At 63.0% G+C, this 13,165-nt stretch carries 17 protein-coding genes; 13 read left to right on the forward strand and 4 right to left on the reverse strand.

Annotated features, from left to right (window positions below):
* The first annotated feature begins 75 nt into the window (after nt 1-75).
* From B3H86_RS13000 to B3H86_RS13050, 11 genes are all read left to right on the forward strand, one after another.
* Complete coding sequence (locus B3H86_RS13000) at nt 76-1,452, forward strand: trypsin-like peptidase domain-containing protein (RefSeq protein WP_292054588.1); 1,377 nt, start codon at nt 76-78, stop codon at nt 1,450-1,452.
* A 53-nt stretch (nt 1,453-1,505) separates the two neighbouring features.
* Nucleotides 1,506-2,849: a replication-associated recombination protein A gene (locus B3H86_RS13005; RefSeq protein WP_292054590.1), complete on the forward strand. Its 1,344-nt coding sequence runs from the start codon at nt 1,506-1,508 to the stop codon at nt 2,847-2,849.
* A 102-nt stretch (nt 2,850-2,951) separates the two neighbouring features.
* Nucleotides 2,952-3,341, forward strand: coding sequence for a VOC family protein (locus B3H86_RS13010; RefSeq protein WP_292054591.1), 390 nt, complete (start codon nt 2,952-2,954; stop codon nt 3,339-3,341).
* A gap of 66 nt (nt 3,342-3,407) precedes the next feature.
* Complete coding sequence (locus B3H86_RS13015) at nt 3,408-3,839, forward strand: hypothetical protein (protein WP_292054592.1); 432 nt, start codon at nt 3,408-3,410, stop codon at nt 3,837-3,839.
* Nucleotides 3,840-3,879: 40 nt separating this feature from the next.
* Nucleotides 3,880-4,605 carry an RluA family pseudouridine synthase gene (locus tag B3H86_RS13020; RefSeq protein ID WP_292054595.1) on the forward strand — a complete coding sequence of 242 codons (726 nt, stop codon included), beginning with the start codon at nt 3,880-3,882 and terminating at the stop codon, nt 4,603-4,605.
* Between the two features lie 86 nt (nt 4,606-4,691).
* Nucleotides 4,692-5,204, forward strand: coding sequence for a CC0125/CC1285 family lipoprotein (locus B3H86_RS13025; protein WP_292054597.1), 513 nt, complete (start codon nt 4,692-4,694; stop codon nt 5,202-5,204).
* 112 nt (nt 5,205-5,316) lie between these two features.
* Complete coding sequence (crcB, locus tag B3H86_RS13030; RefSeq protein WP_292054599.1) at nt 5,317-5,703, forward strand: fluoride efflux transporter CrcB; 387 nt, start codon at nt 5,317-5,319, stop codon at nt 5,701-5,703.
* Complete coding sequence (locus tag B3H86_RS13035) at nt 5,700-6,695, forward strand: RluA family pseudouridine synthase (RefSeq protein WP_292054601.1); 996 nt, start codon at nt 5,700-5,702, stop codon at nt 6,693-6,695. Before crcB ends, B3H86_RS13035 begins: the two co-directional genes overlap by 4 nt.
* Before the next feature lie 33 nt (nt 6,696-6,728).
* Nucleotides 6,729-8,222 carry a putative 2OG-Fe(II) oxygenase gene (locus tag B3H86_RS13040; protein ID WP_292054660.1) on the forward strand — a complete coding sequence of 498 codons (1,494 nt, stop codon included), beginning with the start codon at nt 6,729-6,731 and terminating at the stop codon, nt 8,220-8,222.
* Nucleotides 8,223-8,234: 12 nt separating this feature from the next.
* Complete coding sequence (locus tag B3H86_RS13045; protein ID WP_292054603.1) at nt 8,235-8,912, forward strand: HAD-IA family hydrolase; 678 nt, start codon at nt 8,235-8,237, stop codon at nt 8,910-8,912.
* A 17-nt stretch (nt 8,913-8,929) separates the two neighbouring features.
* A complete protein-coding gene (locus B3H86_RS13050; RefSeq protein ID WP_292054604.1) occupies nt 8,930-9,691 on the forward strand; it encodes an ATP12 family chaperone protein in 762 nt (253 codons plus the stop codon).
* Between the two features lie 4 nt (nt 9,692-9,695).
* Here the strand turns inward: B3H86_RS13050 and B3H86_RS13055 are convergent, their stop codons facing one another.
* Nucleotides 9,696-10,139, reverse strand: a complete 444-nt coding sequence (locus B3H86_RS13055) for a hypothetical protein (RefSeq protein WP_292054606.1) — start codon at nt 10,137-10,139, stop codon at nt 9,696-9,698.
* 133 nt (nt 10,140-10,272) lie between these two features.
* Here B3H86_RS13055 and B3H86_RS13060 point away from each other — a divergent pair, with 133 nt between their 5' ends.
* Together B3H86_RS13060 and B3H86_RS13065 are read left to right on the forward strand one after the other, a co-directional pair.
* Nucleotides 10,273-10,740, forward strand: coding sequence for a hypothetical protein (locus B3H86_RS13060; RefSeq protein ID WP_292054607.1), 468 nt, complete (start codon nt 10,273-10,275; stop codon nt 10,738-10,740).
* Nucleotides 10,737-11,039, forward strand: coding sequence for a winged helix-turn-helix domain-containing protein (locus tag B3H86_RS13065; RefSeq protein ID WP_292054608.1), 303 nt, complete (start codon nt 10,737-10,739; stop codon nt 11,037-11,039). The genes B3H86_RS13060 and B3H86_RS13065 overlap by 4 nt, the downstream gene beginning before the upstream one ends.
* Here B3H86_RS13065 and B3H86_RS13070 read toward each other — a convergent pair.
* The 3 genes from B3H86_RS13070 to B3H86_RS13080 are packed head-to-tail and all read right to left on the reverse strand — an operon-like array spanning nt 11,036 to nt 13,094.
* Nucleotides 11,036-11,803 (reverse strand): pseudouridine synthase, encoded by a 768-nt coding sequence (locus tag B3H86_RS13070; RefSeq protein ID WP_292054610.1) that lies wholly within the window; start codon nt 11,801-11,803, stop codon nt 11,036-11,038. The two genes, B3H86_RS13065 and B3H86_RS13070, sit on opposite strands and share 4 nt — an antisense overlap.
* A 55-nt stretch (nt 11,804-11,858) precedes the next feature.
* The gene (locus tag B3H86_RS13075) at nt 11,859-12,482 is read right to left on the reverse strand and encodes a DUF938 domain-containing protein (protein ID WP_292054611.1); all 624 of its coding nucleotides are present in this window, start codon (nt 12,480-12,482) and stop codon (nt 11,859-11,861) included.
* A 57-nt stretch (nt 12,483-12,539) separates the two neighbouring features.
* Nucleotides 12,540-13,094 (reverse strand): TetR/AcrR family transcriptional regulator, encoded by a 555-nt coding sequence (locus tag B3H86_RS13080; protein ID WP_292054614.1) that lies wholly within the window; start codon nt 13,092-13,094, stop codon nt 12,540-12,542.
* Nucleotides 13,095-13,165: the final 71 nt, after the last annotated feature.

Consider the following 13,165-nt stretch of genomic DNA (forward strand, 5'->3'; position numbering starts at 1 on the left):
CTGCCTTGTTCTTGTCCCAGTTTCGCTGCGGAATGTCTGCCAATACCCTGACGGGCCTGAAGATTTAGGAACGATATGAAGACTTCACAGCTTGCTATCATGGCCGCACTGATGGTCGCGGCATGCGGACAGCCGCAGGCCTCCAAGGCGCAGGAAGGCGTGTTTGCCGAGCAGCCGCGTGTGGCACCGACAGATGCCGGTGCGATGAAGACGAGCTTTGCACCCGTGGTTCGCAAGGCGGCTCCGGCTGTGGTCAATATTTCGGCGCGTGGCGTTCAGCAGGGGCGTGATCCCTTCTGGGGTATTCCGACCGCCCGCCAGACGGGGTCTATCGGTTCGGGTGTGATCGTGCGTCCGAATGGCGTCGTCATCACCAATGCCCACGTCATCAAGAACATGAGCGAAATCCGCGTCACCCTGAATGACCGCCGCGAGTTTCCGGCGCGGGTGCTTCTGGCGGATGAACGCTCCGACATTGCCGTGCTTCAACTTGAAAACGTGGAGGGCGACCTGCCGACCATCCGTCTGGATGATCAGGAAGAACAACAGGTCGGTGATCTTGTGCTGGCCATCGGCAACCCCTTTGGGGTCGGCCAGACCGTGACCAACGGCATCATCTCGGCCCTGAACCGTACCGATACCGGCATCAGCGATTCCGGTTCCTTCATCCAGACCGATGCGCCGATCAACCCCGGTAACTCGGGCGGGGCGCTGGTGGATATGGATGGCGAGCTGATCGGCATCAACACCGCCATCTTCAGCCGCAGTGGCGGTGCCTCGGGCGTCGGCTTTGCCGTGCCGGCGGCTATGGTCCGCCGAGTTCTGGAATCGGCCGTCGGCGGTGAGAGCCGCGTCATCCGTCCCTGGCTGGGCGTGAAGGGTGACACCCTGTCGGGCGATATGGCCCGCAGTCTGGGGCTGTCACGTCCGCAAGGGCTTTTGGTCACCGATGTCTATTCGGGCGGTCCGGCCAACAGGGCCTCGATCGAGCAGGGCGATGTGATCACGGCCATCGACGGTGTGGAGATCAACGATCAGGGTGGCCTGAACTATCAGGTCGGCACCAAGTCGCCGAATGACACTGTCCGCGTGACCCTGTTGCGTGATGGCCGCGAGGTGAATGTGAACGCCCGCGTTACCGCCCTGCCGGGGGATGCCACCGTGGACAAGGGTCAGGCCGTCACCCAGGGGGCGCTTGCCGGTATCACCGCCTTTGACCTGAATCCGGCCCGTGCCGAGAGCCTGGGCGGTGATCCGTTCATGACCGGCGTTTTCATCACCGGCATCCAGCGCGGCAGCATCGCCCAGCGCATCGGTCTGCGTCCCAATGACGTGATCCGGTCGATCGACGGGCGCGCGGTGACATCGGTTTCGGCGCTGAACCGTGCCGCGCGCGGGTCGGAACTGACCATCATCCGCAGTGGCCGCCAGCTGAATGGCCGTATCCCCTAAGGAACTGGTCCTAATAAGGTGAAATCGGATGCCGGACGGCTTATGGATAGAGCATGAGTGATCTGTTCGAAGCCGCCGGCATCCATCCCCCTGACGCGCCTCTGGCCGACCGTCTGCGTCCCACGACGCTGGATGAAGTGGTGGGGCAGGACCATCTGCTGGGCGAGGGCGGCCCGATCTGGCGCATGACGGTGGCGGGGCGTCTGGGCTCCATGATCCTGTGGGGGCCGCCGGGTACCGGAAAGACCACCATCGCCCGCCTGCTGGCCAAGGCCGCGGGCTATGAATACATGCAGATCAGCGCCGTGTTTTCCGGCGTGGCCGATCTGAAAAAGGCGTTTGAACAGGCCAAGGCCATCCGCGCGTCGGGCCGTTCGGTCCTGCTGTTCGTCGACGAAATCCACCGCTTCAACCGCACCCAGCAGGACAGCTTCCTGCCGTTCGTCGAGGCGGGCGTCGTGACGCTGGTCGGGGCGACGACCGAGAACCCCAGTTTCGAGTTGAACGGCGCATTGCTGTCGCGCTCGCAGGTCTACGTGCTCAAGCGGCTTGACGATGCGGCGATGGAGTTGCTGCTGCAACGGGCGGAGGCCCATATGGGCAAGCCGCTGCCGCTACTTCCCGAAGCGCGTCAGGCCCTGTTTGTCATGGCCGATGGTGATGGCCGGTATCTGCTGACCATGACCGAGGTGCTGTTCAATCTGGCTGATGGCGAAAAGCTGGATGTGCAGGGCATGTCCGCCATCCTGCAGAAACGCGCCCCTGCCTACGACAAGAGCCGCGAAGAGCATTACAACCTGATCTCGGCCCTGCATAAGTCCGTGCGGGGATCGGATGTGGATGCGGCCCTCTATTGGTTCGCGCGCATGTTGCACGGCGGCGAAGACCCATTGTTCATCGCGCGGCGTCTGGTCCGCATGGCGGTGGAGGACATCGGCGAGGCGGACCCGCTGTCCATTCTGGTCGCCAATGCCGCCAAGGATACATACGACTTCCTCGGTTCGCCCGAGGGGGAGCTGGCGCTGGCGCAATGCGTGGTGCATCTGGCGACCGCGCCCAAGTCCATCGGCGTCTATCAGGCCTATAAGGCGGCGCGAAAGGCGGCCGCCGAGACGGGCTCGCTGATCCCGCCCGCCCATATCCGCAATGCCCCGACCAAGCTGATGAAAGAGCTGGGTTACGGTAAGGGCTATAACTACGACCCGGACACGCCCGAGGGCTTTTCCGGCGACAACTTCTTCCCCGAAGGCATGCCGCGCCAGAGCTTCTATCGTCCGAAAGGCGAGGGGCATGAGGAGAAGGTCAAACAGCGTATGGAGCGCTGGGCCCAGATGCGCGCCCGCATTCAGGCGCAGAAGTCAGGCGGCACCGGGGATGACGACTGGGGCATCCAATAGCCCCTGTAATGTGACGTGGTTTTAAAGGGCGCTTGCCCTTGTTTTCGCCTTCGCACGGCATAGTTGCGGCCTATCGATGATATGTCGCAAGGAGAGAGCCGGATGAAGCTGAACCAGGTCACCGTCGAGGTTTCGGACATCCCGCGCGCCAAGGCCTTCTATCAGGCGCTGGGTCTGAAGATGATCGTGTCCAGCAACCACTATGCCCGCTTCATCTGTCCGGGCGAGGACGAGGACCTGTGCTCGACCTTCTCGATCCATATCGCCGATCAGGTGCGGCCCAATATGGGCGGCGTCTATTTCGAGTGCGACGATCTGGACGCGCGGGTGGCGGCGTTGAAGGCCGCGGGCTTCGTCTTTGACAGTGGGCCGGTCGATCAGGACTGGAACTGGCGCGAGGCATGGCTGCGCGATCCGGACGGCAACCGCATCTGCCTGTATTTCGCGGGGGTGAACCGCACCAACCCGCCGTGGCGCGTGGCCGGCAGTTAAGTCCATTGCCAAGGGGGCGCTGCCTGCCATACTGAAGCGGCACTTCAAGGGCTGGGAGCCAAACCTATGAACGGCAACGTAAAAGCACCGTGGCATCTGTGGGCCGTGGGCGTCATCACCCTGCTGTGGAACGGCTTTGGCGCGTCCCAGTGGTATATGCAGGTGATGAAGGTCCGCAGCTATTATGCGGATATGACGCTGGAACAGGTCCAGTTCATTCAGGCCCAGCCGGTGTGGGTCGAGATCGTGTTCGGCGTCGGCGTCTGGACAGGTGTGCTGGGGGCGCTGATGCTGCTGCTGCGCCGCAAGCTGGCGTTCAACGCCTTTGTTGCCAGCCTGATCGCCGTGCTGGCCAACACTGTCTATATGCAGGTCATGTCCAATGGCCGCGAGGTGTTCGGCGTCGGTACCCTGTATGCCGGGATTGCCGTGATCGTGGTGGCGGCTGCCTCTGCGGCCTATGCCCATTTCGCCCGTTCGCGCGGCATTATCCGCTAATCCAATCGACCATTCGGGGGGACTGGGCTAAGAGCGCGCGATGACTAAGCGCCAGCCCCTAGACCTGCCCCCCGAAGACGTCGCCTTCATGCGTTCGCTGGTTCTGTTTCAGGACTCGCATGTGATGGTGGTGAACAAGCCCGCGGGGCTGTCCAGTCAGGGCGGGCGTATTCAGGCCCATACGCTGGATGACCTGTTGTGGGCGTTCAAACGCTCGAACGGCAAACGCCCCGAACTGGTGCACCGCCTCGACCGCGATACCTCGGGCGTCATCCTGATCGCCAAGACCAAGCCCGCCGCCAGCTTCCTCGGCAAGGCGATGCAGGCGCGCAAATTCCAGAAGACCTATCGCGCCATCCTCTCTTCGGCCCCCGAGCCAAAGCAGGGGATGATCGAGGCCGCCCTGCGCCGCGAGGAAATCGGGCGCGAGGCCTATATGCGCGTGGTGGCCGATGACGCCGAGGGCGCACAGGCGTCGCAGAGCCGATATCGCACCCTGACGGCCAATGAAGAGGGCGCGGTGGTCGAGCTGGAGCCGCTGACCGGACGCATGCATCAGCTTCGCGTCCACATGGCCCATATCGGTCGCCCACTGGTGGGGGATGTGCGTTACGGCGGGGCGCTGACATTTGCGGGACGCGGCGCGCCGCGCCTGATGCTGCACGCGGCCAAGCTGACATTTCCGCACCCCGAGGGCGGTCGCATGACCATCGAAGCCCCCGAGCCGCAGGACTTTGCCGACCTCAGGGCCGCAGCGGGCTTGTAATCCACTTCATCTCCCGTTCAGGTGTATGGCGGAACAATGGCGTGTGAAATCCGCTGAATCCCTGTGAACAGTTCGGGAGTATCGCCGTGACGGCTGTTTTTTCGAGAAAGACCCTGACCGCCTCTGTGCTGGCCGTTTCGGCTCTGGCTTTGACGGCCTGCGCCAGTCTTGCGCCCTATGGACCGCAGATGGCGGCGCGGGGACAGGGCTATGCCGAGCAACAGATCGAGAGCAACCGTTTCCGGGTTACCTATTCGGGGGTGGGCGCAGCAGGGCCGGTGGCGGACCGTGCGCTCTATCGCGCTGCCGAGCTGACGACCCAGCGCGGCTATGACTGGTTCGAGGTCACCCAACGTTGGATCGACGGTCGCCCCGACAGTGCGGGGGGTGTTCGTCCCAATGTCTCGATCGGCGCGGGCGGTGGTCGTTATGGCGGCTTTTCAACCTCGGGCGTGGGTGTCGGCGTAGGACTGAACCTCAATGGCCCGTCGCCCACCTCGACCACGCTTGAGATCATCATGGGTCGCGGTGCCAAACCCGAGCATCCCGAAGCCTATTCCGCACGTGGCGTGATGGAATCCATCGGCCACCGTCTCTAATCCGCACAAGTCAGGAAGCTGAAAAGACCCCACCGACGAACGGGTCGGTGGGGCCTTTGTCTATCGGGGCGCATGCTTCGCAAACGCCGTGGAAAAGGCTATTCGGTTGTCTATGAACCCTTTTCTGATGGTGGCGGCGGGCGGTGCTCTGGGAGCTATGGCACGCTATGCGACAGGCTTGGTCATGGTTCGCGCCTTCGGCAGCGGTGGCTGGCCGTGGGGGACCTTTGCGGTGAACCTTGTCGGCGGCCTGCTGATCGGGCTGGTGACGGGATGGATCGCGCTGAAATCGCAGGGAACGAGCGAAGCCGTTCGCCTTTTTGCCGTTGTCGGGGTATTGGGCGGGTTCACGACCTTTTCGGCGTTTTCGCTGGAACTGGTTCAAATGCTCGAGCGCCGCGAGATGGCCACGGCCGCCGGATATGCGCTCGCTTCAGTTTTTCTTTCGGTGGTCGCCGTGTTCGTCGGCTTGATCATCATGCGTAAGGTTTTCGGATGAGCCGCGAAGTTCAGATCCTGTATGTAGCTGAGGCCGAGGACGGCATCCGTCTGGACCGCTGGTTCAAGCGCCGCTGGCCGCACCTGTCGCACATTCAGGTCCAGAAGATGTGCCGCGCGGGCAATATCCGCGTGGACGGCAGCCGCATCAAACCCGAAGAGCGCCTGACCGCAGGGGCCGCCGTGCGCGTGCCGCCGATCCCCGAGCCTGTCGAGCGCGTACCGGGCGAAAAGCCCAAGATCAGCGAGCGCGACGTGGCCTATGCCAAGTCGCTGGTGCTGTACGAAGACGACATGGTCATCGCCATCAACAAGCCGGCGGGTCTGGCGGTTCAGGGCGGCACCAAGACGACCAAGCACGTCGACCGCCTGCTGTCGGCATGGGGCGAGGGGATGGAGCGTCCGCGCCTTGTCCACCGTCTGGACCGCGATACCTCGGGCGTCCTGCTGCTGGGCAAGGGACCGGAAGCGGCGAAGCGTCTGGCGGGTGCCTTCGCCCGCCGTCACGCCAAAAAGACCTATTGGGCCATCGTCATCGGCAACCCCAAACCGTCGGCGGGACAGATCGACATGCCGCTGAAGAAGTCGGGCATCAACGACTTCGAGATCATGCGTCCGGCCGACCCCAAGGAGCACGGCGCGGAAACCGCCGAGACCGCCTATGTGACCGTCAGCCGCGCCGCGCACCGCGCCGCATGGATGGCGCTGCGTCCGTTCACCGGGCGCACCCACCAGCTTCGTGCCCACATGGCGGGCATCGGCCACCCGATCCTCGGTGATCCGAAATACGGCAATGACCAGTCGAAAGAACTGTCGGGCACGCTGAAGCTTCAGCTTCACGCCCGCCGGATCGAGCTGGACCATCCGGGCGGTGGCAAGCTGATCGTCGAGGCCCCGCTGTCGCCGGAAATGAAGGCGGGCTTTGCCCACTTCGGCTTCTCGGAAGACGAGGCGGACGAGGACATCTTCCACAACGTCAAACGCATCCGGTAACGGAATAACGCAGGAGAGGCCTTCTTGGGGGAGATGTCGCTTCAACAGCGCGGACAGATGGCCCAAGGCCTTGCCGGGCAGGGGCGTTTTGTAGAGGCGCTGGCAATGGTGCGCGGGGCATCCGACCGTGAGAGGGCGGCTCTGGTCGATCTGGAAGTCGGTCTCCTGCGTGCGTGTCAGGATTTTGACGGTCTGGTCGCCCTGCGCCGTCGGCAGGTGGGGGAGCGGCCGAACTCGGCGGTCGCGCACCATAATCTGGGTGCCGCACTGGGCGATGCCGGAAAGCAGGCCGAGGCGGAAGCCTGCGCCCGAAAGGCCCTGTTGATGGGGAGCAATTCGCCCGAGACGTGGCTGGTACTGGCGCGGTCGCTTCAGGCCGTTTCCAAGCTGGACGAGGCCGTTGCCGCCTATCGTGAAGTGCTGGCCCGCAGGCCCGACTATGTTGAAGCCATCAGTGAACTGGCCCAGCAGATCTGGATGATGGGCGGGGCGGTTGAGGCCGCCCGCGAGCCGTTCGAAACCGCCCTGGTATCATATCCGTCCAACTCGCCCCTGCTACGGGCGCTGGCGGTCTTCAACGCCTATGTCGGCATGCCTGGCGGGGCGGTCCATGCCGATCTGGTCGAGCGGACGGATCGGGCTGGATTGCGCGATCCTGCGGTCGAGGTGGCCGCGTCGCATCTGGCACTGGATTTCGATGTCGATCTTGCCATGTCCCATGCGGCGATGGCCGTAGAGCTGGCGGCATCCGACCTGTCGGCATGGACCGCTGTGGCCAAATGCCATCTGGTGAAAGGCGAGGCCGAACAGGCGCTGGCCATTATGGACAAGCTGGTAGCCGCCACAGGACAGGACCAAGCCACGCTGGCGATCCATGCCACGGCCGCCCGTATGGCCGGACGGACCAATCCCACGGGGCTGGATGATACCAACGGTCTGATCCGCGCGTCGACGATCGACACGCCCGAGGGCTGGTCCTCATTGAGCGACTATCTGGCTGAACTGACGCAGGCGCTGGAGGCCCAGCACAGTTTTTCGCGCCACCCCATCGGTCAAAGCCTGAGGCACGGATCACAAACGCCCGTGGATCTGCGCCATGTCGATGATCCGGTCATACAGGCCTTCTTCAAGGCGATAGACGGGCCGATCCGCGATTATCTGGCTGCGCTGGGGCAGGGCAGCGATGCCGTGCGCCGCCGCAATACAGGCGATTATCGCATTGTCGGCTGCTGGTCTGTGCGGCTGCATCCGGGCGGTTTCCACGAGGCGCACATACATTCAAGAGGATGGTTGTCCTCGGCCTGCTATATCGACCTGCCGCAGGCCGTAGATCGAGGCGGGACAGAGGGCTGGATCGCGTTCGGTGTGCCGCCCTATACTCTGCCGACCCCGCTGGAACCGCTAAAGGTCGAAAAGCCAGAACCGGGCAAGCTGGTATTGTTTCCGTCCTGTATGTGGCATGGAACCCTGCCGTTCGAGGACGAGCGGCATCGCCTGACCATCGCGTTCGATCTGATCCCTGTCTGAGTTGCTGACCGTATGACCGCTTCCGATGCTCCGCTGGCCGTGTTCGATGTCGACGGAACACTGGTCGATAGCCGAAGCTCGATCCATATCGGCGCGTGCGAGGCGGCCAAGGTGCTGGGTCTGCCGGAGCCCAGCTATGACCGTGTGCGCCAGATTGTCGGCCTGACGCTGGACAAGGCGCTGCATACGCTGGAGCCGCAACTGACCATGGGCGAACTGGCCGAGTTCGTGGCGGCCTTCCAAAAGAGCTTCCGCGACCGCTATGAGGCGGGCCACGAAGAGCCGCTATATGACGGCGTCATGCCCACGCTGCGTCATTTGAAGAAGGACGGCTGGAAACTGGCAATTGCTACGGGCCAGAACAGCCGTGGCGTGGCGCGCAACATGGCGCGCCCTGAATGGAGCGAACTGTTCACCTCGGCGCACTGTGCCTCGGACGGTCCGGGCAAGCCCGATCCGTCCATGCTTCTGGCCGCTGTATACAGGAACGGTGCCACGCTGGAACGCACGGTGATGATCGGCGACACCAGCCACGATATGCTGATGGCGAAAAACGCCAAGGTGACGGGACAGGGCGTCGGCTGGGGCTTCCATACGGTGGAGGAACAGTTGGCTGCCGGTGCCGTCCACGTTGCCAATGATTTTAGCGACCTTGAGGCGGCACTGAACCGCTTTGCCGCCAAGGTCTGAGAGTTCGAGACTATCCCATGAGCCACATTCCCCCGCTGGACCCGAACGTCGCCGCCCGCAAAGGCTTCAAGGAATCCGAAGAGCGTATCAAACGTTTCTGGAAGGAAGCGGGCGTGGAGCGGACCGATGATGGCTGGGCGGTAGTTCTGGATGGCCGCACGCCCAAGACGCCCGCGCACCGCAAGATGATCCTGCCGACCGAGGCGGCAGCACGGATGGTCGCGGCGGAATGGGCCGCGCAGGGCGAGTACCTGGAACCGGGCACCATGCCCGCCACCCGTCTCGCATCCACCGCCATCGACCGTGTGGTCGAGGTGATGGAGGCCGTGGCCGATGAGATCACCGCATACGCGGGCAATGACCTGACCTGCTACCTCGCCGAGGCTCCCCAGTCCCTGATCGAGCGTCAGGAACGCGAATGGGGCGCATGGCGTCAGTGGGCCGAGGACAAGCACGGAATCCGTCTGGTTCCGGTTCAGGGCATCGTCCACCAGCCGCAGGATCAGGCTTCGCTGGATAAGGTAAAGGCGCTGGCCCTGTCGCTGGACCACTTCCAGCTGTCGGGTCTGGCCATGGCTGTGCCGCTTCTGGGTTCGGCCATTCTGGGGCTGGCGCTGCAACAGGGCGAACTGGACGGCGCGACCGCCTATGATCTGTCGCGTCTGGACGAAGCCTTTACCGAAGAACGCTGGGGTGTGGACGAAGAAGCCGCCGCCCGCGCCGCCGCCCAACGCGCCGAGACGGTAATGCTGGAGCAGTGGTTCAAGGCCCTCGTCTGAGGGCCTATTTCCACATCGCCGCAGTCTTGGCCACGCAGTTGGAAGGCAAGAGTTTGGACCTGTCCTTGCGGTAGCCGAGAGATGTCATGAGTTGCGCGACCAGTAGCCCTGCGGTGTGGGTGGTCTGGTTGTGTGCACCGTAATCCACGCCAAGGGCGGCCTGCAGCATGGGATCGATATAGGTGAGGGCAGGCATGCCCTCCTTTGCGCCTTTGACTGCCGCCGCCTTTCCGGCTTCTGAATAGATGATCTCCTGCATCTTGAGCGTCAGTGGATCATCCATCCTGACCGAGCCTTCCTCTGAATAAGGAAGTCCCACGATTTCGATCATGGCCTTGAGTTCTGCGGCTTCAGGATTGTCAGCCTTGGCACAGGCATTTTTGTAAAGCACGCCGCGGTCATGGACCGAAAGGGCTTTCAGCTTTTCCGGGCTCCACTTGATAGCCATTCTTTCATCTCCCCCGAGTGAATGAATGGAACAATGTTAGGTCACCTGTAGCTATTTTCCAAACTGGAAACTTACGACTTGCCAAGTTGGAAAGTAGGTGTCATTTTCCAATATGGAAAGTGAGGAAACGCCTATGACCAACGACCATGAAAAGTTTGATGGCGCTGGCGCGATGGAGGCTTTGAACAGCATCCGCGAGACGCGTGCGCAGGCACTGGGCAAGATGGACTATTGGCCCTGGTGGTACGATGCGGGCTATGCGGCGTCGTGTGCGCTGCTGGTCGCAGGGCAGGGGCTGGGCACTGCCATTGGTATGGTTTGTACGGCAGTCGCTATCGCCGTTCTCGTCATCATCATGCGCAAATGGCAGTCAGAGACCGGCGTATGGGTCAACGGTTATTCCCCCAAGCGGGCGCGTTGGGCCGCTTTCGGTCTGGCGGGTTTGCTGATCGGTCTGATGGGGATAAGCATCTGGTTCGGCCGTGTGCAGGACATGGTCTGGGTGCCGCTGCTGTGCGGCGCACTGGGGGGCCTTCTGGGTCTGGCAGGCATGCGCGTCTGGATGGCCCTGTACCGCAAAGACGTGAAGGACCTGAAATGACCGCGCCAGTATTCGATCCTTTGATCCACGCGCCGGGGCGGTTGCAGATCTGCGCCATCCTGTCTGCGGCAGAGGCCGAGTTTGCGGTGGTGCGCGATGCCATCAAGGTGTCGGACTCGGTACTGTCCAAACACGTGAAAGCTTTGGAAGAGGCGGGCTATGTCGCCGTCCGCAAGGCCCCCTTCGAGGGGCGCTCGCGGACATGGCTGTCCATGACCGCCAAAGGCAAATCCGCGTTCAAGGCCCATGTGGCCGAGCTGGAGCGGTTGGTGAAGATCACCGCCGAACTGACGGTTTAACCGGCGCTGGCCTTGATCAGGGCGTCACGTTCCTCCGGGGTGATGTGGCGCCACTGGCCTTCGGGCAGGGGGCCGAGCTGGATCGGGCCGATGCGGGTGCGGAACAGGTCCGTCACCTCAAGCCCAACCAGTTCGCACATGCGGCGTATCTGGCGCTTGCGGCCTTCTTTCAGGATGAATTTCAGGTTCTGGCCACGGATCAGGGTGACCTTGGCGGGGCGCAGCTTGCGGCCATCCAGTTCCAGACCGTGACGCAGCTTGGCGAGCTTGCTCTCGGTAATCGTGCCCGAAACGGTAACGAGGTATTCCTTGTCGAGTTCGGATGTCGGGCCGATCACGGCCTTGGCCACCACGCCGTCGGACGACAGCATCAGCAGCCCGCGCGAGTCCTCGTCGAGGCGACCGATGGGCGGCAGGGATTCATCGCGACGCGGGATATAGCCCTCGTCCGCGCGGTTCTTGAAGGACAGCAGGCGCACGGCGGGAATCTTGCCCGGTTCCGGCTGGCCCGAGACATAGCCGACCGGCTTGTGCAGCAGGATGGTGACGCCAGACGCCAGAGCTTCCTCGGCGTCGTTGTTCAGGGTCAGCGTCTGGCCCTTTTCGATCTTGCGACCCGCATCGGTGACCACCTCGCCATCGATGCTGACCAGCCCCTCGGCGATCAGGCCTTCGGCCTCGCGGCGCGAGCAGACGCCGGACTGGCCCAGCCACTTGTTGATGCGGACCGGTTCGTCGCCGTCATAGGTGCGGGTAAAGGCCATCGGGGTCTCCTGTCAGGGCGGGCTGTTTAGGCCGTACCGCCCTGTAAAGAAAGCGTCAGAAGCGCCGGAACATCAGGCTGATGTTGTTGGCGGGCATCTCCGCGCGCAGCGTGAAGCGCAGGCCGTGACGCTTGGCCAGTTCGATGACCTGATCGCGGTCGCGCAGGCCCCATTCGGGATTGCGCGATTTCAGGCTCTCATCGAAGGCGGCATTGGAGGGGGCAAGCGCGACGTCGGGCTCGCGGTAGGGGCCGTACAGATACAGCAGCCCGCCCTGTGCCAGACGGCTTTGGGCGAGGGCCATCAAGCCTTCGGTGGCGGCCCAGGGACTTATGTGCACCATGTTGATGCACACGATGGCGTCATAGGTTCCGTCTGGCCAGCTGGCCTCGTCCAGCATGTCCAGATGCAGCGCGGGCCGCAGATTGTTCAGACCCGACTGTGCCGCCCAAAGATCGGTGCTGTGCCGTGCTTCGGGGCTGGGGTCCGAGGGGTGCCATTCCACTTCGGGCAGTGCCCCGGCGAAGGCAACGGCATGTTGGCCCGAGCCGGAAGCGATCTCCAGTACGCGCCCGCTGGCAGGCAGATGGGGCTTGAGGCGTGCCAGAATGGCCGGCGCATTGCGCTCTGCCGCCGGGGAGTTCAGCGCGCCTGTGGGGGCAAGGCCCAGGGAATCCATCGTTTGCATGGCTTCAGGATAGAACGGGAAGGGCAGGCGCGACTACTGCCGCCTCGTTCATGATGTGAGGCGTTCAATGGAGCGGCGTACGTTCTCGCGGTCCAAAAGGTCCGGATCAATGGCCCTGTGCAGGGTGACGCCCTCGATAAAGCTGTCCAGCATCTTGGCGGTAACGCTGTCAAAATGGCGCTCCAGGAAGACACGGCCGTCACTGAGCCAGTCCTGAACCCGCTCGCGCATGGGCGGATGGCGGGCCACATAGCTGTACAGCTCCATCAACAGAACGAAGTTGCGTTTTTCCTGCCAGAAGGGACTGAACAGATAGTCGGCCACTGCGTCACGGGCCTGATCGACATTCCTGGCACTTTCCAGATGCTGGGCATAGTGGGCCGAAACCTGCCGGGAATAGAGCGCGAACGCGGATGCCAGCAGGTCATCCATGCCCTGGAAATGATAGGTCATCGAGCCCAGTGAAACATCGGCCAAAGACGCGATATGGCGGTGTGTCACGCCTTCGACGCCCGTCTCCGCGATGACATCGAGGGCCAAGGCGATAATGCGGTCGCGGCGGTTGGGGTCATGGCGTCGGGTGCGTGTCGAAGGCGCGTTCATTTCAGTGTCCTGTCGTGCAACCATTGTGTACATATGTACATTAAAGCGTACGTTTGTACATATGGTTCTGG

The organism is Brevundimonas sp. UBA5866 (assembly GCF_002432125.1).
GTDB lineage: Bacteria > Pseudomonadota > Alphaproteobacteria > Caulobacterales > Caulobacteraceae > Brevundimonas.